The sequence below is a fragment of the Nocardioides sp. BP30 genome, from assembly GCF_029873215.1.
GTDB lineage: Bacteria > Actinomycetota > Actinomycetes > Propionibacteriales > Nocardioidaceae > Nocardioides.
This window is the reverse complement of record NZ_CP123620.1, coordinates 1,371,378-1,392,331: the sequence shown is the minus strand read 5'-3', so window position 1 is coordinate 1,392,331 and position 20,954 is coordinate 1,371,378. Positions and strand designations below refer to the sequence as shown.

Sequence of the window (20,954 nt, the reverse complement as noted above, 5' to 3'; positions counted from 1 at the left end):
AGGCCTCAGGGCGCGGGCTGGCGCAGCGTGGCCACGATCGGCGTCGGCGCGACCGAGTTGACCGCCGCCGCGGGCAACGGCGTGGTCGGGGCAGAGGCCGGCGCGGCACCGAAGGCGAGCACCCCCATCACCGCCGCTCCCACGGCGCTGCCGCCGAGCGCGGCGAGGCCGACGGCGCGTCGGTGCGAGCGGCCCTCGACGAACTCGGTGTGGAAGCCGAAGAAGACGTCGCCGGGAGCGCCGAGCAGGGTGCCCTTCAACGAGTCGGGCACCTCGCACGCCGTCGGGTCGTGGCTCAGGCCCGCGAGGCGGCGCTTGAGCCAGCCCTCGCGCTCCACCCGGTCGCGGCAGACGTGGCAGCCCTGCACGTGCTCCCAGGCCCGCTCGGTCTCCTCAGCACCGAGCTGACCGTCCAGCAGCGCGCTGGTGCGGTCCCCGAGGTGCCCTCCGCCCCATCCTCCGATCACGAGGCTCCGCCCCACAGGACCTTGGGGCCGGAGTAGCGCAGACGGCCCGCGCGGGGGGCACGGTGCGCCAGAGCGTTGCGCAGCATGGCGCGCCCCCGGTGGATGCGCGAGCGCACGGTGCCGAGCTTGGCGCCCAGGATCTCCGCGATCTCCTCGTAGGAGAGGCCCTCGACGTCGCACAGGACCACGGCCGCGCGGAAGTCGGGCGGCAGCGTCGCCAGCGCCCGTTCGATGTCGTCATCGAAGCGCTGGTCGGTGTAGGCCAGGTCGGGGGTCGGCGCCGCACTCGTCAAGCGCTGGGCGCGCTCGTCGGAGAGCGCGTCGAACCGGATCCGCTGCTTGCGGCGCGCCTGGTCGAGGAAGAGGTTGGTGGTGATCCGGTGCAGCCAGCCCTCGAACGTGCCGGGCACGTAGCTGTCGAGCGAGCGGAACACCCGCACGAAGACCTCCTGGGTGAGGTCCTCGGCGTCGGGCCGGTTGCCGGTCAGGCGGTAGGCCAGCCGGTACACGCGCTCGGAGTGCCGCTCGACGACCTCGTCCCACGACGGGACGTCGGCGCGCTGCTCCTGCTGCTCCGTGCTCATCTGGTCACTCCTCGCGTCAGCCCGGGCCTTCTCCTCCACCGTAGGGAGAGCGTCTGAAGGCAACCTGTGACATTCCAACGAAGTTCCCCGGCCAGGCGTTCCCGTCCAGGGTAAGCCGATCGGGATAGGTTTGCGTCATGGCCAGCCAGCAGTTCCCGCCGCCCGCCGCCGCCACCTGGACCTTCGCGGAGCACTACGTCGCCGAGGACGAGATCCTGGCAGCCGCCCGCGGTCGTGCCGAGGAGGTCGGCGTGACGCCGATCAGCCCCGGCGGCGGCGCCGCGTTGCGCTTCCTCGCCTCCGTGCTCGACGCCCGCGCCGTCGTCGAGATCGGCACCGGCACCGGCGTCTCCGGCCTGTGGCTGCTGCGCGGGATGCGGGCCGACGGCGTGCTCACCACGGTGGACGTGGAGACCGAGCACCAGCGCCTCGCCCGGCAGACCTTCACCGACGCGGGCATCCCGACCCAGCGGGCCCGGACCATCGCCGGTGCCGCCCTCGACGTACTCCCCCGCCTGACCGACGGGCACTACGACATCGTCTTCTGCGACGGCGACAAGACCGAGTACGCCGCCTACCTCACCGAGGCGCTGCGTCTGCTGCGGCCCGGAGGCGTGGTCGCCTTCGACAACGCGCTGTGGCACGACCGGGTCGCCGACCCGGCGCAACGCGATCCCGCGACCGTCTCGATCCGCGACCTCGGTCGCGAGGTCGCCACCCACGAGGAGTTGACGCCGCTGCTGCTGCCCGTCGGCGACGGGCTGCTGCTGGCGAAGAAGGAGTGGGTGCCCGAGGCCTGAGCGCCTCAGCGGGAGACGCCGGCAAGCGGGTCGTCCTGGCCGAGCCAGGTGAGCAGCAGGCGCGCGCCGAAGCCGGTCGGGCCCTGCGTCCACTCCCAGCGCTCCTCGGGCGCGTCGCCGATGGAGGCGACGTCGAGGTGCGCCCAGGGCAGGCCGCCCGCGAAGTGCTGCAGGAACAGGGCCGCCGTGATAGCGCCCGGGCCGCCGCCCGCGTTGTCCGCGTCCGCGACCGTGGAGGCGAGCTTGTCCTCGTACGCAGCGGCCAGCGGCATCCGCCACAGCGGCTCGCCGGAGAGGTCGGCCGCCTCGGCGAGGAGGCCCGCGAGCGCGTCCTGATTGGCGAAGTAGCCGCCCAGGTGCTGACCGAGCGCGACCTTCATCGCACCGGTGAGGGTGGCGATGTCCACCATCGCGTCGGGTTCGATGTGCTCCACCGCGTAGGCCATCGCATCGGCCAGGACCAGCCGGCCCTCGGCGTCGGTGTTGGTCACCTCGCTGGTGCGGCCGCCGTAGTGCGTGATGACGTCACCGGGCCGCAGCGCCGTGCCGGAGATGGCGTTCTCGGCGGCCGCGATCAGACCGACGACCCTGACCGGGCACCCGACCGCGGCGAGCGCTGCCATCGTGGCGAGCACCACGGCGCCACCGGTCATGTCGCGCTTCATCGTGGCCATGCCCTCGGAGTTCTTGATCGAGAGGCCACCGGTGTCGAAGGTGATGCCCTTGCCGACCAGGACGACCGTCGGCGTCTTGCGACCCGCCTTCGGCGGGGCGTAGTCGAGCCGGATCAGTCGGGGCGGCGTCGCGGAGGCCTTGCCGACCGCCAGGATGCCGCCGAAGCCCTCGGCGGCGAGCTGCTCCTCGTCCCAGACCCGAACCTCGAGGCCCGCGCCGTCGGCCACCTCGCGGGCCTGCTCGGCGAGCCACGCCGGATTCTTCAGGTTCGAGGGCACGGTGGCGAGGAACCGGGCACGCCAGCCGGCGTGAGCGACGACCTCGGCCCGGGCGAGGGCCGCGCCGTACTGCTCCGAGGAGAGGCCCGCGAGGGTGATCTCCCCGGCGGCGTGCCACGCCGGACCGGACGAGCGCCAGTTGAAGTTGAAGGAGCCCAGGACCGCGCCGACCACGAAGGCCTCGAGACCCTCCTCGGGCTCCAGCGCCGGGATCGAGGTCGCCACCGACGCGACGTCGCGGGTGGCGCGGGCCAGCGCGGCGCCCGCGCGGCGGAAGTCGTCGCGCCGCTGAGCGCCGACCCCCACCAGCAGGATCCGCCGGAGGGCACCGTCGCCCTCGGGCACGGGCACCGACACCACCTCGCCGGCGCTGCCCGTGGCCCGCTCGCGCTCGAGGATGCCGAGCAGGTCGTAGCGCTCGTCGAGCGCGACCGCACCCGGCCCGATCACCAGCGCTGCGTCGTTCTCGACATCGCCCGCGGCGTCAGCGCCCGGGAGCGGGACGGCGACCGGCAGCGCGACGACCTCGGCCTCGAGATCCGAAGGCCCGCCGACAGTGAGGCTGAAGCGGGGCGGGGTGACCTGGGGCGGGAGCGGGGAGGCGGCCACGATCAGCCGACGACGTCCTTGAGCGCCGCACCGAGGGCACCGGCCTCTTCGGCGTTGAGCTCGACCACGAGGCGACCCCCGCCCTCGAGCGGAACGCGCATCACGATGCCGCGACCCTCCTTGGTGACCTCCAGCGGACCGTCGCCGGTCCGCGGCTTCATCGCCGCCATGCGTGGCACCTCATCTCAAATCGGAAATAGCCCCGTGTCTGGCTCACGTGCGCCGACCATTATCCCCTATGCCGAGGTGCCATGTTCAGCGATGCCCACCGAAGAGCCGCAGAAGGGCCTTCGGCGCCTGGACGCGCAGGGTGTGCGAGGCGGGGTGGGCGCCGTACTCGACGGTGATCGCGCTGCCCGGCAGGTGCGCCTCGAACCACTGCGTCATGGTTCCCCCGCACACGCCGCCGCACTTCACGTGCGAGACGGGCAGATGCAGGGCCCGCGACACCTTGCGCGAGAAGGACGGGCGGCGGGAGTCGAGGTCCACGCCGTGCAGCGGCTGGTGGAAGCTGATCAGCCGGTCCGGCCGGACCTTGAGCAGGAAGCTCATCATCGCCCGGGTCTCCGGCTCGCTGGCGGCTCGCGGCCCGGAGCCGTAGTGCCCGGTGGTGTGCACCCAATGGGTCGGGAAGTTGCGGTTGAGATCGACGCCGCGAGCGTCCTGCCGGGTGTCGGCGGCGAGCCCGTCGGGATTCATCACCGGGACGACCCACAGGTCGACGCCGCGGATCCGGCGGCCGTCGCGCAGCGCCTTCGGGATCTGCTGGATCTGCCGCTCGTTGCCGTGCATCGTGCTGACGATCACCACCGTCGGGATGCCGGGGCCCTGCTGGCCGAGGTGGTAGGCGAGGATCGGGCGGTGCCTGACCGAGTGGCCGATGACCATCTTCTCGACCACGGCGGGCCGGGCGGCGGTCGCGCGAGCCGTCGCAGCGGTCGGGGTCGAGGGCGCCGTCGCGTACGCCGAGGTCGACGTGGCTGTCGTCAGCGCACCGACGGTGGCCAGGGCGGTGAGGGCTGCGCCGAGTCGCAGGGTCACAAGCGTTCCTCAGACTTTCTGCATCAGGTAGGCCCACGTCATCACGATCGCGATGACGAGCATGCCAGCGTGGGCCGACAGGGAGAGCCAGGGGCCGCCGGACCAGCGGTCGTCGCCGCCGCTGCCGGCGTGCCGGCCGCCCCCACTGGGCAGCCAGCGGGTCAGCAACAGCACCCCGAAGATGACCACGAGCCACCAGAAGCCGAGCCCGAAGATGCCCATCGCGGCGCCGCCCAGCAGGGTGTCGCCGGGGGCGATGAGGAAGATCGTCCACAGAACGAAGCCGAGCACGCCGCAGACGGTGTGCCAGAACGCCCAGCGGTTGCTGACCGCCGCACGCCCGGCGACCCGCTCCTGGCGCCAGCGCAGCCGGGTGAGCAGGACGATCAGGGCGGCGACGGCGGTGAGGACGTAGACGACGACCTGCGCCATCAGGCCGGGTCCTCCGCGTCCCCGGCCCGGGTCGGGGACGCAGCGTCCTGGTCCGCGGCCTGGTTCTCGGCGCCGCTCTCGGCGCCGCCACCAGGCTCACTCGTGGTCTCGCTCGTGGTCTCGCTCGTGGTCCGACTCGTGCTCTCGTCGTGGGGGTGCGGCGCCGGCAGCGCCAGCGGCACCGGCTTCCCGGTGGCCTCCTCCAGCTGCCGGGCGAGCCGGGAGAGCAGCGCATCGACCTCCGACATCCGGTAGCCCCTGACGGCCAGCGAGAAGCGGACGGCCTTCAGCTCGCCGGGACCCAGCGGGCCCTCGGGCACGAAGGCGTCCGGGCGGTCGTCGTACTCCTCCTGGAGCGGGGTGCCCCGGCCGGCGGCGACGACGGCGATCGACCCGATGGCGAGCACCACCAGGATGGCGAAGACCCACATCATGAGGCGTCCCTCGCCTTCACCATCAGCTCGACGGCCTCGTCCACGTCGTCGGTCAGGGTCAGCATGTCCAGGTCGGACTGCCCGATGCGGCCGTCGGCCAGCATGGTGGTCCGCATCCACTCCACCAACCCCTCCCAGTGCCTGACACCGAGGAGCACGATCGGGAACTGCGTGACCTTGCGGGTCTGCACCAGCGTCATGGCCTCGAACAGCTCGTCCAGCGTGCCGACACCGCCGGGCATCACGACATAGCCCTGGGAGTACTTGATGAACATCGTCTTGCGGACGAAGAAGTAGCGGAAGTCGATGCCGAGGTTGACGTACTCGTTGAGCCGGGCCTCCCAGGGCAGCTCGATGCCCAGCCCGACGCTGGTGCCACCGGCCTCCGCCGCGCCCTTGTTCACCGCCTCCATCGCTCCGGGGCCACCGCCGGTGATCACGGAGAACCCGGCCTGGGCCAGGGCGGCGCCGACCTTCACGCCCTGCTCGTACGTCGGGTCGTCGGTCCTGGTGCGGGCGCTGCCGAAGACACTGATGGCCGGACCGAGGTCGGCGAGGTCGTTGAACCCCTGCACGAACTCTGCCTGGATCTTCATCACGCGCCACACGTCGGTGTGGTTCCACTCAGCGCTGTCGCCGTTGTCGAGGAGGCGCTGGTCGTTGGTGATGCCGCCGGGACGCCCGCCGGGGTGCCGTCCGGTGCCGGGGCGTGCGCCGTTGAAGCCGCTTCCCATGGCGCTCATGCCCGCAGCCACTCCTTCAACACGTGTTCACACTCCGTCAACTGTGCGGTAGGAACATACTCGTCCTGCCGGTGCGCGAGCTGAGGATCGCCGGGGCCGAAGTTCACCGCCGGCACCCCGAGCGCGCTGAAGCGCGCGACGTCGGTCCACCCGAACTTCGGTCCGGGCTCGCTGCCGACCGCGTCCAGGAACGCCTTGGCCGCCGCCCGGTCCAGCCCCGGCAGGGCGCCGGGTGCGCTGTCGGTCACGACGACGTCGTACGGCGCGAAGAACTCCCGCAGGAAAGCCTCCGCTTCCGCCTCGGAGCGGTCGGGGGCGAACCGGTAGTTGACCGTCAGCACGCACGTGTCGGGGATGACGTTCCCGGCCACGCCACCACGCACGAAGACCGCGTTGAGGCCCTCGTGGTAGGTCAGACCGTCGATCACCGGCTGTCGCGGCTCGTACGCCTCGAGCCTGCGCAGCAGCTCGCCCGTGCGGTGGATGGCGTTCACGCCGGTCCATGATCGCGCACTGTGCGCCCGCTCCCCCGGCACCGTGACCTCGACCCGGATGGTGCCCTGGCAGCCCGCCTCGACGCCGGCGTTGCTCGGCTCCATCAGGATCGCGAGGTCCGCTCTCAGCAGATCGGGGCGCTGCTCGGCGAGCCGGCGCAGGCCGTTGTGCTCGCTGGCCACCTCCTCGCAGTCGTAGAAGACGAAGGTGACGTCCCGGTTGTAGGTGCCGAGTGCGGCGGTCTTCAGCATCACCGCGAGACCGCCCTTCATGTCGCAGGCGCCGAGGCCGAAGAGCTTGCCCATCTCGACGCGCGCGAGGGCGTTGTCGTTCTCCGGGACGGTGTCGAGGTGGCCCGCCACGATCACGCGCTCCGCGCTGCCCTGATCGGTGCGGGCCACGATCGTGTTGCCGAAGCGCTCGACCTCCAGGTGGGGCAGGGGTACGAGCGTCGCCTCGACCGAGTCCGCAAGCTCGCTCTCGTCGTGGCTGACCGACGGGGTGTTCACCAACGCCATGGTCAGGGACACGACGTCGAGGGGCAGCGGAAGGGGGATCGCGAACTCGTTCACGAGGGACAGCCTCTCAGGCCCCGGGGCCGATCAGGACAACGAGCCCCGGCCAGGCGTTGCGGTAGCGGTCACCTTCGCAGCGGCGTACACCCAAATACCTTCACGACGAAAGGTAAAACCTCAGCCGCGTTCAGGATCTCGACGTCGGGCGTTTACTCGGCGCTGCCACATTCCCTGCGCCAGTCATCCTCCGCCGCCCTCATGGCAACCCCCACTGCCCGGCGTCGGATCCCCGCAGACGGAAGGGCCCCCGGTGGCACTGAACCAGCGTTCGAAGTTGAGGCGGCGCGTCGCCGCCGTCCTGGCCGCGGTGGCGACAGCCGCGGCCACGATGACGGCGGTGACGGCGGTGACCGCCACCGGTGCCCAGGCCGCGGACCCCACCGCCCCGGACCACCTGGTCATCGCCGCGGTGTTCGGCAGCGACGGCGGCGCCTACAACAGCGACTGGGTCGAGCTCTACAACCCCACCGACCAGGACGTCTCGCTCGGCACGATCAGCGGATCCACGGTGTCGCCGAACTATTACCAGTGCTACCGCAGCATCAGCGGAACCAGCTGCAGCTCGATGAAGCTGTACGGCACGGTGAAGTCGCACCACTACTTCCTCATCTGGGACGGCCACAACACGGCAGCCGGCACCAGCCGCGGTACTCCGCCCGCGGGCGTCACGCCCGACCTGAACTTCGCGCTCGACGCCGGCAACACGGCGGGAAGCTCCACCGACCCCTCCGGTCAGTCGAACACCGGCTTCGGTGGCTACAGCACCGGCGGCCAGATCCTGCTGCTGAGCGCGACCAGCGGCGGCACCTACACCGGTAGCGGCGACCTGTCCTCGACCGCCGCGAGGAACGCCGGTGTCGTCGACGCCGTCGCGTGGACCAAGTACGCCGCGCCGACCTACACCCAGCCGGGCAGCGCCGAGACCGGGGGCGTCAGCACCGTGACCGGTGCCTCGGCGGGCCCGAGCAACGCCTACGTCTCGGCGAGGACGTTCAGCAACAACATCCCGCAGGACACCGACAAGAACGCCGCCGACTTCACCGCTCTCACCACCACCGACTTCACGATCCACTCACAGGCCAGCAGCCACGTCGCCGTCGCGAAGGTGGACGACGCGGTCATCAGCCGCGGCGAGGCGATGGCGCCGATCCAGATCCAGGCCAGCAACGCCTCGGGCACGGTGAGCTACGCCGCCGACGGGCTTCCCGCAGGAGTCGGCATCGACCCGAGCAGCGGCCTCATCAGCGGCACTCCGGCCGCGTCCGACGCCCTGCAGTCCTATCCGGTGACGGTCACCGTCACCGACACGTGGCCGACCGGTTCGGAGACCGCCACCACGTCGTTCGCCGTCGACCTGAGCAGCACGCTGCGGGTGGACAGCGTGCCGGACACCTCCGCGCACAAGGGCGCGTCCATCACGCCGATCCAGGTGACCGCGCACGGGGGCACGCCCGATGACCACTATGGCGCCACGGGTCTGCCCACCGGCGTGAGCATCGACCCGACCACCGGTGAGATCAGCGGCACGCCGACCGACAAGGTCGGTCGCTACGGCGTCCACGTCACCGTCACCGACAGCGGAGCGGGAGCCGCTGCCCAGTCCGCAGCGACCGACTTCACCCTCACCGAACTGCCGAAGTCCGGTGCGCCCGGCCAGTCCGACCCCCTTGCGGGTTTGCGGATCAACGAGGTCAAGGCGACCGGCACGCCCGCGAACGACTGGGTCGAGCTCTACAACACCGGTGCGGCGATCAGCAGCGCGTCGGTGAGCCTGGTGGACGGCGAGGGCGACAGCTACCAGGTGCCTGCCCAGAGCATCGGAGCCGGCGCGTACGTCGTCGTCGAGGGCGCCGACCTCCACGGCGCCGGCCTCGACCTGGCGGCTAGCGACACCCTCGACCTGACCGAGGCCGACGACACCACGATCGACGAGACCTCGTGGACGTCGTTCACCACCACCTCCTGGGCGCGCTACCCCGATGGCACCGGCGACTTCTCCGCCGCCGGCAAGGCCACCAAGGGCGCCCCCAACCTCGACCCCTCACTCGACACCGACCACCTGGTGATCGCGGCGGTCTTCGGCGCGAACTCCGACACCGTGCGGTGGACCAACGACTGGGTCGACCTGTACAACCCCACCGACAGCCCCATCTCGCTGGGTTCGATCGACACCACGACGACGCCCAACGCCACTGTCACGCCGAACTACGACCTGTGTTACCGCACCTACGCCGCCACCGGTGCGTGCAGCAGCCTGGTGAAGCTGTACGGCACCGTGGCACCGCACCATCACTTCATCGTCTGGTACGGCAACGCGCATACGCCGGTCGACCACGGCACCTACACCGCCGGCTTCACGCCCGACCTCGACGTCTCGGTCGCGACCCCTGCCAACGGCAACCAGGGCAGCAGCAACATGGGCGGTTGCAACACCGGTGGCCAGATCGAGCTGCTCGACGCCTCCAAGGGCACCAGCGCCATCAACGGCGATCTCTCCTCGGCCGCGGCGAAGGCGGCGGGCGAGGTCGACGGCGTCGGCTGGATGAACGCGTCCACCAATCAGCCCTCGGCGGCCGAGAGCAAGGGTTCGGCCAAGGTCACCGGTGTCGACTCCGGCACCAACAACACCTGCGTCATCTCCCGCAAGTTCGCCCACGGCTACCCCGTGGACGCGAATGCGAACAGCACCGACTTCACGCCCGTCACCACCATCGATCACGTCGCCGTCACCGCCGTCGGCAACGCCGAGATCTCGGTCGGTGAGGCGATCAACCCCATCGCCGTGCACGCGCAGCCGCTCTTCGGCTCGCTGACCTACGCCGCCGCCGGTCTGCCGGGCGGGGTCACGATCGACCCGACCACCGGTGTCATCAGCGGCACGCCGAGCCTCTCCGACGACGTGAAGGACTACCCGGTCACCGTGACCGTGGGCGACGACGTGGCGAGCGACAGCACCACGATCTCCTTCACCCTGACGCTGGGCAAGGAGCTGCGACTCGACGCGATCGACGACGCGACCGCACGCCGGGGCACCGCCCTCACCGGCATCCAGGTGCAGGCGCACGGCGGCACCTCGCCGTACACCTTCGCCGCCAGTGGCCTCCCGGCCGGCGTCACGATCGACAAGACCTCGGGGCTGATCAGCGGCACGCCGGGCGATGAGCTCGGGCGCTACAGCGTCCACGTCACGGCCACCGACAGCAGCACCACCCAGGACTCGGTCTCGAAGGACTTCACGATCGTCGAGCTCCCCGGGCTCGGCGGCCCCGGCGCGGGCGACCCGCTCGCCGGTCTGCGGATCAACGAGGTCAGGGCCAGCGGCGCGCCGGCCACCGACTGGATCGAGCTCTACAACTCCGGCGCCGCACTCACGGCCACCTCGGTCCGCCTCGAGGACAGCGAGGGCGACGTGTATCGGGTCCCGGCCCAGGACATCGCCGCGGACGGGTACGTCGTGGTCGACGGCCCGGCCCTCAAGGCAGCCGGCTTCGACATGGCCGCCCAGGACACCCTCTACCTGACCGAGACCGACGGCACGCTCCTCGACTCGACCTCGTGGACGTCGTACGCCACCACGTCGTGGGCCCGTGGCACCGACGGCACCGGCGCCTTCGGTGTCTCGGCCTACACCACCAAGGGCACGGCTAACGACTCCGCCGCCCCGGCGATCAGCGCGAACGACCTGCTGGTCTCGGAGGTCAACTACGACAACAACTCGACCGACTACTACGAGTACAGCGAGATCACGAACACCACCGACCACCCGATCGACTTCGCGGCCTACGGCCTCACGCTCACCAAGTCCGCTGCCGTGGTGACGCTGCATGACCCCTCCGACACCACGGCGAACTCCCCGCTGGTCGATCCGGTCATCCCGGCCCACGGCACCCAGCTGGTGTGGTGGGTGGAGAACCAGTACCTCGGCGTGAAGACCACGGCACAGTTCCTCGCCAACTACGGGCTGCCCTCTGCGACCTCGGTGGTGCTGGCCCAGGGCTTCAGCTCGATGGCCAACTCCGGCGGTGACCACACCTTCTACGTCTCGGTGAACAGGGGTACGACGCCCATCACCCAGGCATGGGTGGACACCCCCTGCTCGACCACCTGCACCGCCACCAACGGCAACTACGCCGAGCACTACGCGGTGCCCGCCGACCTCACCAGCCCGGTGGCGAGCGTCTGGTACAACTCGCTGGCCGCCGGCGGGGACGACATCAACTCCTCGCTCAAGACAGCGCTCAGCAGCCCCGGCACCGTCGACCTCGAGCAGCTCGGCTTCTCCCGGGACGTGTCCCTGGGTCGCACCGCCGACAGCTCGGTGGAGATCGACAACACCTCTGCCGCGGCGGTGGACGTCAGCGGCTACGAGCTGCGGACCAAGGACGGCTCGACGTACGTGCTGCCGAAGGGCAGCTCGGTCCCGGCCAAGGCCTCGCTGACGATCGACGCGGCCGACTCGGGTCTCAAGGTCAGCGAGAGCAACTACGTGATGCTGCTCGCGCCGCAGGGCTACGACTACACCGACGGGATCGGCCTCATCGACACCACCGGACCGCTGCTCCAGGGCGTGCCCTACGGCAAGGACTCCGGCGGTGCTCCGGTCATCGACGTGACCACGGGTCTGCCGCTGCCCCCGGCCGGCGGTCTCTACCGCCCGGCAGGCGTCTCGGCCGACAACGGCACGGTCTACGTCTCGAACACCGGTGACAACGTGCTCGCCTCGCTCAACGACGGCTCGCTGACGACCATCGCCGGCTCGCTCGGCGGTTTCGGAGAGCTCGGCAACGAGGGTCCCGCGACGGCCGCCCAGCTCTACCAGCCCGGCGGCACCGCCACCGACTCGCACGGCAACATCTTCATCGCCGACAGCGGGGACAACGTGATCCGCGAGATCACCAAGGCGGACGGCAAGATCCACCGCTTCGCGGGCACCGGGGACGCCGGTACGGCGGATGCGATCACCTCATCCGACACGCCGCTGACCGTCGACCTGTGGCACCCCGACACCGTGGTGGTCGACAGCGCCGACAACGTGTTCATCGCTGACACCTACCACCACCGCATCCTCGAGGTCACCGCTGCCGGAGCGATCAAGCTCGTCGCCGGTACCGGCAAGGCCGGCTACACCGGTGACGGTTCGGCGGCGACCGCGGCCCGGCTCTCGCTGCCCGCAGGCGTGGCCGTCGATGCCAAGGACGACGTCTACATCGCCGACTCGGCGAACAACGTGATCCGTCGGGTCGACGCGTCCACCGGTGTCATCACCACGGTGGCCGGCGACTACGCCGCCGGCCAGGCGACCAACGACTGCCTCGGCGGCTACTCCGGCGACGGCGGTCCGGCGACCTCGGCCCAGCTGAACGACCCGCAGGGGGTCGCCGTCGACGGCGCCGGCCACCTGTTCATCGCCGACACCTTCAACAACGCGATCCGTGAGGTGGCGCCGGACGGCACCATCTCGACGCTGGTGAACGTCGGCGCGGTCGCCGGGGCCGAGAACCTCAGCCCGGTCGCCACGGCGACGCTGCCCGCCAGCACGCGGCTGAACACGCCGTACGCCGTCGCGATCGACCAGACCGAGGGCGTCCTCTACATCGCCGACACCCGCAACAGCGCGATCGCCTCGGTGCTGAACGTGGCCGACGACGGTGACCTCTCCGGGCCCACCGAGCCGGCCGACCAGGTCGCCGTGACCGGCTCCGGGATCGCCGCCACCGCGTGCGCCGTGGCCACCAACGGCCCGGTCACGGTCCAGACCGCACCGAGCATCTCGGGCAAGGCCACCGTGGGCTCGACCCTGACGGCCGACCCCGGCGCCTGGACGCCGACGGCCGACTCCTTCACCTACCAGTGGCTGCGGGACGGGGTGGCGATCGACGGTGCGACGAAGTCGACGTACGTCGTGGCCGCCGCCGACGGTGGGCACGTCCTGACGGTCTCGGTGACGGCGCTCAAGGAGGACTTCGCCTCCACCAGCGCCACCTCCGGCGCGGTCAGCATCCCGAAGCAGGCCACCACCGGCGGTGGCGGCACCACTCCTCCGGTGGTGAAGCCGAACCCGGCGCTGCAGAAGGCGCAGGCGAAGCTCGCGAAGGACACCGCGACGCTGGCCAAGACCCAGAAGGCCAAGAAGAAGGCCCTCAAGGCGCTGCACTCCAAGCACTCCTCGCGGGCGGCCAAGGCGAAGGCCCACCACAAGCTCGTCCACCTCAAGAAGAAGATCAAGAAGCTCAAGAAGACCGTCAAGGCCGACCAGTCGGCCGTGCGGTCGGCTCACTGAGGCTCCGAGAAGAAACGACGAAAGACGATCATGACTGAGAACACCTCCTCCTCGCTCGGAGCCGCCCGCGTCTCCCGACGCACCGTCATCGCCGGTGCTGCGGCGGTCGCCGGCGCGGCCGGCATGTCCGGCATCCTGCCGACCCGGCTCGCCCAGGCCGCTGCTGCGGCCGAGACGAAGCCCTTCGACCTCTCGCAGGTCAAGCACGTCGTCTACGTGATGCAGGAGAACCGGTCCTTCGACCACTACTTCGGCACCTTCCCCGGCGTACGAGGCTTCGACGACCCGACCGCGATGACGCTGCCCAACGGCAACTCGGTGTTCAAGCAGCCCGACCCGGCCAACCCGGCCGGCTACCTCGAGCCGTTCCACATGGACACCAAGAACACCGCGGCCGCCGCCGTGCCGTCGCTCTCGCACGACTGGCGCGACCAGCATGCGTCGTGGAACAAGGGCGCGATGGACGGCTGGCTGCACACCCACCTGGCGTCGGACGGCGACACCAAGGGTTCCTACACCATGGGCTACATGACCCAGGAGGACATCCCGTTCCACTGGGCGCTGGCGGAGAAGTTCACCCTGCTGGACAACTACCACTGCTCGGTGATGGGACCCACCTATCCCAACCGTGCCATCTGGATGTCGGGCACGAACGACCCGCAGGGCACCCAGGGCGGTCCGATCCTGGAGACGGTCAAGCCGAACGCGCTGAAGTGGCAGTCGGCACCCGAGGCGCTGTACGCGGCCGGCTACACGGTGAAGACCTACAGCAGCTCGAGCTCGTACAACTACTTCAGCTGGTGGGCCAACCTCGCGACCAAGGGGATCGTGGCCGACGAGCTCTACAACGCCGTCTCCACGCCCGGGACGCTCTTCGGCGACGGCAAGGGCGGCCTCGGCGACCCGCTGAGCCCGACCAAGGCGACGGTGGCCTACCACGGCTTCGAGGAGGACTGCGCGAACGGCACCCTGGCCGACGTGACCTGGCTCTTCCCCGACGGTCCGTACGCCTCGGACGAGCACCCGCCGAACACGCCCGCCGCCGGCGCCTACTTCCTGGCCTCGAAGCTGGAGGCCCTGGCCGCCAACGAGGACCTGTGGAACTCCACGGTCTTCATCATCAACTACGACGAGAACGACGGCTTCTTCGACCACGTGCCGCCGCCGGTGCCGGACCCCGAGCAGCACCCCGAGGAGTACGTGACCATCCCCTCACCGCGCGGCACGCCGGGCGGTGGCCTGCCGGCCGGTGCCGGCTTCCGGGTGCCCTGCATCATCATCTCGCCGTGGACGGTCGGCGGCCACATCTACTCCCAGGTCGCCGATCACACCTCGCCGCTGCGGCTCATCGAGTCCATCACGGCAGCCGGGGGCCTGAACACCGGCCGGATCACCAACGGCCTGGCCGCCAAGAAGCCGGTGACCTTCAGCGCCATCACGTCGTGGCGTCGGGCGACCTTCGACGACCTGGCCGGGGCGTTCCAGAGCGAAGCCGTCGCGACGCCGCCGACCAGCACGGAGTTCCTCACCAGCACGCGCGAGGCCAACTACGAGGCCCAGCTGGCCGCCTCGACGCTGGCGATGCCGAAGCGGCCGGGCGCCAGCCAGGTGACGCCGCACCAGGACCCGGTGGATGCCACCACCACGACCGGCACCAAGGCGGCCGCCGCGAAGACGGCCGAGCCCTACGAGCCGGCGGCGGTCGTCAGCGCGGTGCGGGTGACCGACGTCGTCCCCCACGGTCGGCGGGCGGTCCTGACCATCGCCGGCATCAAGCCGGGCTCCCGGTTCGTGGTCCGCAACGCCCGCGGCAAGGTGGTGGCCCACGGCCACGCGCACGCCGGCAGCCGGCTGGAGATCAAGCTGCCGACCGAGCACCTGGCGGTGGGCAACCACCGGTTCACGGTGATGTACGTCGACGTCGACAAGCAGCACCACACGAAGAACGTCAAGGTGCACGTGAAGCAGCGGCACAGCTGATCCGTCGTCCGCCGAGCCTGTCGAGAGGTCTCGACAGGCTCGGCGGACGCGCGCCGGGTCAGGCCAGGGCGACGGCGATCGTCGCCTTCTCGCCCTCGCCGACGGCGACCTCGATGCCCTCCGCCGCGTCCGTCACGGCGTACGTCGTCGCCAGCGTCTCCTGCGCGATCAGCGTCTCGTGCCGGCGCGCCGCCTCCCGCACCGCCTCCCCACCGGCGATGGTCAGCTCGATGCGGTCCTCGACGTGGAAGCCGGCGTCCTTGCGCGCCTGCTGGACGGCGCGGACCAGGTCCCGTGCCAGGCCCTCGGCGGCGAGCTCGGGGGTGACCAGGGTGTCGAGCACCACGAAGCCACCGTCCGCGAGCATGCCGACCGCCTGGGTCTGCGAGGCGGCGCCGGCGACTGTCTCCAGGGTGTACTCCCCCTCGACCAGCACCAGGCCACCGGCGGTGACGGTGCCGTCGGCCGCCACCGACCAGTCGCCCGACTTCGAGCCCCTGATCGCCAGCTGCACGTCCTTGCCCAGCCGGGGGCCGGCCGCGCGGGCGTTGACGGTGAGCCGCTGCTCCACGCCGTACCGCTGGGCCTCCTCGCTCGCCGCGTCGAGCAGCCGCACCGCCTTGACGTTGACCTCGTCGGCGACGATCTCCTCGAAGCCGGCCACGCTCGGCCCGACCACGGTGAGGCCGCCGAGCGGGAGCCGGTTGCGCAGCTTGCGCGCCTTGCGCAGCGCGGAGGTGGCCGAGCAGACCTCGCGGACGGCGTCCATCGCCGCGACGAGCGCGCCGTCCGCCGGCAGGTCCTCGGCCGCCGGCCAGTCGGCGAGGTGCACCGAGCGTCCGCCGGTGAGCCCACGCCACACCTCCTCGGTGGTCAGCGGCAGCAGCGGCGCCGTCACGCGGCACACGATCTCGAGCACCGTGTACAGCGTGTCGAAGGCGGCCTGCTCCTCGTTCCAGAACCGCTCGCGCGAGCGCCGGATGTACCAGTTGGTCAAGACGTCGAGGAAGCGCTGGGTGGCCTCGCAGGCGTCGGCGACGTAGTAGAGGTCCAGCGCCTCGGTCATCTGGCGCACGTACGCTCGGGTCTTGGCCAGGATGTAGCGGTCGAGCGGGTCCTGCGACGCGGTCGACCACTCGGCGTCGAGCTGGGCGGCGTTGGCGTAGAGCTGGAAGAAGTACCAGCTGTTCCACAGCGGGATCATCACCTGGCGCACCGAGTCGCGGATGCCCTGCTCGGTGACCACGAGGTTGCCCCCGCGCAGGATCGGGCTCGACATCAGGAACCAGCGCATCGCGTCCGCGCCGTCCCTGTCGAAGACCTCGCTGACATCGGGGTAGTTGCGCAGGCTCTTGGACATCTTGTTGCCGTCCGAGCCCAGCACGATGCCGTGGCTCACGCACGAGGAGAAGGCCGGCTTGTCGAACAGCGAGGTGGCCAGGATGTGCAGCGTGTAGAACCAGCCCCGGGTCTGGCCGATGTACTCGACGATGAAGTCGCCCGGGAAGTGGCCCTTCTTCTCGGCCGTGCCGTCGAACCAGTCCTGATTCTCGAACGGGTAGTGGTTCTGCGCGAAGGACATCGAGCCGGAGTCGAACCACACGTCGAGCACGTCGTCGACGCGCCGCATCGTGCTCCGCTCGCCCTCGGGCCGCGGGTCGTCCGGGTTCGGCCGGGTCAGCTCGTCGACCCACGGCCGGTGCAGGTCGCGCTCGCCGTCCGCATTGAGCGGCAGCGTGCCGAAGTCGCGCTCGATCTCCTCGAACGAGCCGTAGACGTCGATCCGCGGGTACGCCTCGTCGTCGCTCTTCCACACCGGCACCGGGGAGCCCCAGAAGCGGTTGCGGGTGATCGACCAGTCGCGCGCGTTCTCCAGCCACTTGCCGAACTGGCCGTGCTTGATGTGCTCGGGCACCCAGCGGATCTGCTCGTTGAGCTCGAGCATGCGCTGCTTGAACGCGGTGACCTCGACGAACCAGCTGGAGACGCCCTTGTAGATGAGCGGCTTCCGGCAGCGCCAGCAGTGCGGGTAGGAGTGCTCGTAGGACTCCTGGCGCAGCAGCACCGTGCCCGGAGTGACCGGGCCGGAGACGTTCTTCAGGTCGTTGATGATCGGCCGGTTGGCCTCGAAGACCTGCAGGCCGGCGTAATCGGTGACCGGCGCGGTGAACTTGCCGTCCTTGCCGACCGGCATCACCGCCTCGATGTCCTCGCGGTCGGTGACCTCCTTGTCGATCTCGCCGAACGCACCGGCGGTATGCACGAGGCCGACACCGGAGTCGGTGGTGACGGCGTCGTCGGCGGCGACGACCCGGAAGGCGTTGGCGTGTCCCTCGTAGTAGCGGAACGGCGGCGTGTACGTCAGGCCGATCAGGTCGGCGCCCTTGCCCCGCCAGGTGATCGCCGGCTCGTCGGCCTCGGGGTAGAGCTCCTTCTTGTACGCCGCGACGCGGGCCTCGGCGAGGAGGTACTCGTGCCCGTCGGGCGCGGCGACCGAGACGTAGTCGATCTCGGTGCCGACCATCACCGCCAGGTTGCTCGGCAGGGTCCACGGGGTGGTGGTCCAGATCAGCAGCTTCTTGCCCCGGAACGAGCCCTCGCTCGTCACGTCGTACCCGACCGTGACGGCCGGGTCCTGGCGCTGCTGGTAGACATCGTCGTCCATCCGCAGCTCGTGGTTCGACAACGGGGTCTCGTCGTTCCAGCAGTAGGGCAGCACGCGGAAGCCCTCGTAGATCAGGCCCTTGTCGAACAGCGTCTTGAACGCCCAGATCACCGACTCCATGTAATCGGGGTTGAGCGTCTTGTAGTCGTGCTCGAAGTCGACCCAGCGGGCCTGCCGGGTGACGTAGTCGCGCCACTCCCCGGCGTACTTCATCACCGACTCGCGACAGGCCGCGTTGAAGACGTCGATGCCCATCTCGTCGATCTCGTCGGTGGTCTTGATGCCGAGCTGGCGCATCGCCTCGAGCTCGGCGGGCAGCCCGTGGGTGTCCCAGCCGAACCGGCGCTCGACGCGCTTGCCCCGCATGGTCTGGTAGCGCGGGACGATGTCCTTGACGTAGCCGGTCAGCAGGTGGCCGTAGTGCGGCAGACCGTTGGCGAACGGCGGCCCGTCGTAGAACACGAACTCGTTGCCGCCGTCGGCGCCCGCGTCCCGTGCGTCGATGCTGGCCTGGAAGGTGCCGTCCTGGGCCCAGTAGGCCAGCACGCGCTGCTCGAGCTCGGGGAAGCGAGGGCTTGCGGGGACGCCGCCCTTGGCCGGGTCGAGCGAGGGGTCGGTGGTGACCTTGGGATAGGTCATCGGGGCATCTCCTGGGATTTCGGTGGTGGAGCCTGTCGAAACCCCGGGGACGACTCTCGCCGCGGTACCACCCCGGTTGTACGGAGCGCTCTCCGTACCCCTTGTTCTTCGGCTGTGACGGGCCGGACCCGCCCGGTTCTACTGGGACCCCGACCGGCTGTCGCGATCTGTTCTTCCGAGGGCTCGCCGCTGATGACGGCTCGAACGCCTTACCGACAAGCCTACGTGCTCCCCAGCCGGCCTGGCGAACCGGATCCCCGCTCAGCGCCGCTTCGGGTCCTCGACGAGTCCCGCCTCGAGCCACGCGTAGACCTGGGAGTCACCGCGGGTCACCAGCAGGACCACCTCCTGCTGCGCGGGGGTGACCGGCCGGCCCGCGATCCAGCTGCGGACGATGTCGGCGGCCGCGCGGCGGACCGCCTCCACCGCCTTGGCCAGCGCCCACTCCGGCGCCGGATGACCGGCGGTCGACGCGACGCCGGGGACCTCCAGGCCCCACGTGCCGTCCTCCGCCTGCGTGATCGTCGGCGTGGGCAGGGCGGCGCGCTTGCTCGGCATCGGCCCATGGTCTCACGGGCGAAACGCGGTTGCTCCGGAGCGCCCGCGCCCGGTTGGCTGGCCGCATGGCATTCGACGGCATGTTCGTGGCTCGCGAGGACGACCCGCGCCAGGACGGTGGCGCCGTCGGGGAGCTGGCGACCTACCGTGACTACCTGCGCAACTACCGGCTCACCCTCGAGCTCAAGTGCGGCGACCTCTCCCCCGAGCAGCTCGCCGCCCGGTCCGTCCCGCCGAGCGAGCTCAGCCTGCTCGGCCTGGTCCGGCACGCGGCGTACGTCGAGCAGACGTGGTTCCAGCGCGCGCTGCAGGGCAACCTCGACGAGCCGAGGCCGTTCACCTCCTCCGCGGACCCCGACATCGAGTTCACCGGCGCGGTCGGGACACCCGCGTGCGTCGAGGAGGCCTTCGCCGCCTGGCGCCACGAGATCGAGCGCGCCGAGGTCTGGCTGGACACGCAGACCGATGAGGACATGGCCCGCACGGTGGTCTACAACGGCGACGGTGCCACCACGACCGTGCGCGACATCCTGGTGCACCTCGTCGAGGAGTACGCCCGGCACTGCGGCCACGCCGACCTGCTGCGCGAATGCGTCGACGGGCGGACCGGCGAGTGAGGCTCTCCGGGGCCGTCGAGCCGCATCGGGAGACCGCCTGCGACGTACCGCTCCTGCCTGGCCGGCCACCGGCTGCTGAGGTGCTCCGGGGCCGTCGAGGCAGGAACACGCATGGCGTCCGACCACCGCCTCCCCGGTAGGCTTCGGCCCCGTGACGAGAACCGCCTGGGGCTTCGGCCTGACGACGTACGCCGCCGACGACTCGACCGTGCTGGACGTGTGGTTCCCGAGCCCGGCGCTCGGAGAGGCCCCGACGGACGCTCCGGTTCCCGACGAGCTGGCCACGCTGTCGGGCACCGACGAGCTGCGCCAGGTGACCCGCACGGTCGAGCTGGTCAGCATCGACCTCGACGCCGCGCCCGCCACCACCCAGGACGTCTGGCTGCGGCTGCACCTGCTCTCCCACCGGCTCGTCGCGCCGCACGGGCAGAGCCTGGACGGCATCTTCGGCCTGCTCACCAACGTGGTGTGGACCAGCGCCGGGCCGTGCGCGGTGGAGGGCTTCGAGCTCACTCGCGCCCGGTTGAAGGCGGCCGGCCAGCACGTCACGGTCCACGGCGTCGACAAGTTCCCGCGGATGGTCGACTACGTGATCCCCAGCGGCGTCCGCATCGCCGATGCCGACCGCGTCCGCCTCGGCGCCCACCTCGCGGCCGGCACGACCGTGATGCACGAGGGCTTCGTCAACTTCAATGCCGGCACGCTCGGCACCTCGATGGTCGAGGGCCGCATCTCCGGCGGCGTCGTGGTCGGCGACGGCTCCGACATCGGTGGCGGTGCCTCGATCATGGGCACCCTGTCCGGCGGCGGCAAGCAGGTGATCTCGATCGGCGAGCGCTGCCTCCTGGGTGCCAACTCCGGCATCGGCATCTCGCTCGGGGACGACTGCGTGGTCGAGGCGGGTGCCTACATCACCTTCGGCACCAAGGTCACCCTGCCGGACGGCACCGTCGTCAAGGCGAGCGAGCTCTCGGGCGCCAGCAACGTGCTGTTCCGGCGCAACTCGACCACCGGCACGGTCGAGGCGGTGCCGTGGAAGGGCGAGGGCATCGCCCTCAATGCCGCGCTCCACGCCAACTAGC

General features: G+C 70.7%; 16 protein-coding genes. 5 read left to right on the top strand and 11 right to left on the bottom strand.

What is annotated here, in order from left to right:
- Window positions 1-5: 5 nt before the first annotated feature.
- A complete protein-coding gene (locus tag P5P86_RS06510) occupies window positions 6-467 on the bottom strand; it encodes an anti-sigma factor family protein (RefSeq protein ID WP_280610494.1) in 462 nt (153 codons plus the stop codon).
- Window positions 464-1,051 (bottom strand): RNA polymerase sigma factor SigE, encoded by a 588-nt coding sequence (gene sigE, locus P5P86_RS06505; RefSeq protein ID WP_280610493.1) that lies wholly within the window; start codon window positions 1,049-1,051, stop codon window positions 464-466. The genes P5P86_RS06510 and sigE overlap by 4 nt, the downstream gene beginning before the upstream one ends.
- Before the next feature lie 137 nt (window positions 1,052-1,188).
- On the opposite strand from sigE, the gene P5P86_RS06500 reads away from it, so the two are divergent.
- Entirely contained in the window at window positions 1,189-1,851 is a 663-nt protein-coding gene (locus P5P86_RS06500) for an O-methyltransferase (protein WP_280610492.1), read from the top strand.
- A 5-nt stretch (window positions 1,852-1,856) separates the two neighbouring features.
- Here the strand turns inward: P5P86_RS06500 and P5P86_RS06495 are convergent, their stop codons facing one another.
- The 7 genes from P5P86_RS06495 to dapE form a co-directional block, all read right to left on the bottom strand.
- Window positions 1,857-3,413, bottom strand: a complete 1,557-nt coding sequence (locus tag P5P86_RS06495; protein WP_280610491.1) for a leucyl aminopeptidase family protein — start codon at window positions 3,411-3,413, stop codon at window positions 1,857-1,859.
- Window positions 3,414-3,415: 2 nt separating this feature from the next.
- Window positions 3,416-3,583: a DUF3117 domain-containing protein gene (locus P5P86_RS06490; RefSeq protein WP_280610490.1), complete on the bottom strand. Its 168-nt coding sequence runs from the start codon at window positions 3,581-3,583 to the stop codon at window positions 3,416-3,418.
- Window positions 3,584-3,668: 85 nt separating this feature from the next.
- Window positions 3,669-4,454, bottom strand: coding sequence for a M14 family zinc carboxypeptidase (locus P5P86_RS06485; protein WP_280610489.1), 786 nt, complete (start codon window positions 4,452-4,454; stop codon window positions 3,669-3,671).
- A gap of 9 nt (window positions 4,455-4,463) precedes the next feature.
- Complete coding sequence (locus P5P86_RS06480; protein ID WP_280610488.1) at window positions 4,464-4,886, bottom strand: hypothetical protein; 423 nt, start codon at window positions 4,884-4,886, stop codon at window positions 4,464-4,466.
- Window positions 4,886-5,320 carry a DivIVA domain-containing protein gene (locus tag P5P86_RS06475; protein WP_280610487.1) on the bottom strand — a complete coding sequence of 145 codons (435 nt, stop codon included), beginning with the start codon at window positions 5,318-5,320 and terminating at the stop codon, window positions 4,886-4,888. The genes P5P86_RS06480 and P5P86_RS06475 overlap by 1 nt, the downstream gene beginning before the upstream one ends.
- Window positions 5,317-6,063 carry an LOG family protein gene (locus P5P86_RS06470; protein ID WP_280610486.1) on the bottom strand — a complete coding sequence of 249 codons (747 nt, stop codon included), beginning with the start codon at window positions 6,061-6,063 and terminating at the stop codon, window positions 5,317-5,319. The genes P5P86_RS06475 and P5P86_RS06470 overlap by 4 nt, the downstream gene beginning before the upstream one ends.
- Entirely contained in the window at window positions 6,060-7,130 is a 1,071-nt protein-coding gene (gene dapE / locus P5P86_RS06465; RefSeq protein WP_280610485.1) for a succinyl-diaminopimelate desuccinylase, read from the bottom strand. The genes P5P86_RS06470 and dapE overlap by 4 nt, the downstream gene beginning before the upstream one ends.
- A gap of 277 nt (window positions 7,131-7,407) precedes the next feature.
- On the opposite strand from dapE, the gene P5P86_RS06460 reads away from it, so the two are divergent.
- Window positions 7,408-13,413 carry a putative Ig domain-containing protein gene (locus P5P86_RS06460; RefSeq protein WP_280610484.1) on the top strand — a complete coding sequence of 2,002 codons (6,006 nt, stop codon included), beginning with the start codon at window positions 7,408-7,410 and terminating at the stop codon, window positions 13,411-13,413.
- A gap of 30 nt (window positions 13,414-13,443) precedes the next feature.
- On the top strand, window positions 13,444-15,393 hold the full coding sequence (locus tag P5P86_RS06455) for a phospholipase C (protein ID WP_280610483.1): 1,950 nt from the start codon (window positions 13,444-13,446) through the stop codon (window positions 15,391-15,393).
- Window positions 15,394-15,451: 58 nt separating this feature from the next.
- Here P5P86_RS06455 and ileS read toward each other — a convergent pair whose 3' ends face one another.
- Window positions 15,452-18,697 carry an isoleucine--tRNA ligase gene (gene ileS / locus P5P86_RS06450; protein ID WP_280610482.1) on the bottom strand — a complete coding sequence of 1,082 codons (3,246 nt, stop codon included), beginning with the start codon at window positions 18,695-18,697 and terminating at the stop codon, window positions 15,452-15,454.
- A 261-nt stretch (window positions 18,698-18,958) separates the two neighbouring features.
- Window positions 18,959-19,255: a hypothetical protein gene (locus P5P86_RS06445; RefSeq protein WP_280610481.1), complete on the bottom strand. Its 297-nt coding sequence runs from the start codon at window positions 19,253-19,255 to the stop codon at window positions 18,959-18,961.
- 65 nt (window positions 19,256-19,320) lie between these two features.
- Between P5P86_RS06445 and P5P86_RS06440 the strand changes: the two genes are divergently transcribed.
- Together P5P86_RS06440 and dapD are read left to right on the top strand one after the other, a co-directional pair.
- The gene (locus P5P86_RS06440; protein ID WP_280610480.1) at window positions 19,321-19,872 is read left to right on the top strand and encodes a DinB family protein; all 552 of its coding nucleotides are present in this window, start codon (window positions 19,321-19,323) and stop codon (window positions 19,870-19,872) included.
- A 151-nt stretch (window positions 19,873-20,023) separates the two neighbouring features.
- Window positions 20,024-20,953 (top strand): 2,3,4,5-tetrahydropyridine-2,6-dicarboxylate N-succinyltransferase, encoded by a 930-nt coding sequence (dapD, locus tag P5P86_RS06435; RefSeq protein WP_280610479.1) that lies wholly within the window; start codon window positions 20,024-20,026, stop codon window positions 20,951-20,953.
- Window position 20,954: the final 1 nt, after the last annotated feature.

What these genes read in the sequence shown, in the direction of transcription:
- P5P86_RS06455 (WP_280610483.1), top strand. Translation starts at nt 13,444, where the DNA reads ATGACTGAGAACACCTCCTCCTCGCTCGGAGCCGCCCGCGTCTCCCGA.
- P5P86_RS06445 (WP_280610481.1), bottom strand. Translation starts at nt 19,255, where the DNA reads ATGCCGAGCAAGCGCGCCGCCCTGCCCACGCCGACGATCACGCAGGCG.
- P5P86_RS06500 (WP_280610492.1), top strand. Translation starts at nt 1,189, where the DNA reads ATGGCCAGCCAGCAGTTCCCGCCGCCCGCCGCCGCCACCTGGACCTTC.
- ileS (WP_280610482.1), bottom strand. Translation starts at nt 18,697, where the DNA reads ATGACCTATCCCAAGGTCACCACCGACCCCTCGCTCGACCCGGCCAAG.
- sigE (WP_280610493.1), bottom strand. Translation starts at nt 1,051, where the DNA reads ATGAGCACGGAGCAGCAGGAGCAGCGCGCCGACGTCCCGTCGTGGGAC.
- P5P86_RS06440 (WP_280610480.1), top strand. Translation starts at nt 19,321, where the DNA reads ATGGCATTCGACGGCATGTTCGTGGCTCGCGAGGACGACCCGCGCCAG.
- P5P86_RS06475 (WP_280610487.1), bottom strand. Translation starts at nt 5,320, where the DNA reads ATGATGTGGGTCTTCGCCATCCTGGTGGTGCTCGCCATCGGGTCGATC.
- P5P86_RS06480 (WP_280610488.1), bottom strand. Translation starts at nt 4,886, where the DNA reads ATGGCGCAGGTCGTCGTCTACGTCCTCACCGCCGTCGCCGCCCTGATC.
- P5P86_RS06490 (WP_280610490.1), bottom strand. Translation starts at nt 3,583, where the DNA reads ATGGCGGCGATGAAGCCGCGGACCGGCGACGGTCCGCTGGAGGTCACC.
- P5P86_RS06470 (WP_280610486.1), bottom strand. Translation starts at nt 6,063, where the DNA reads ATGAGCGCCATGGGAAGCGGCTTCAACGGCGCACGCCCCGGCACCGGA.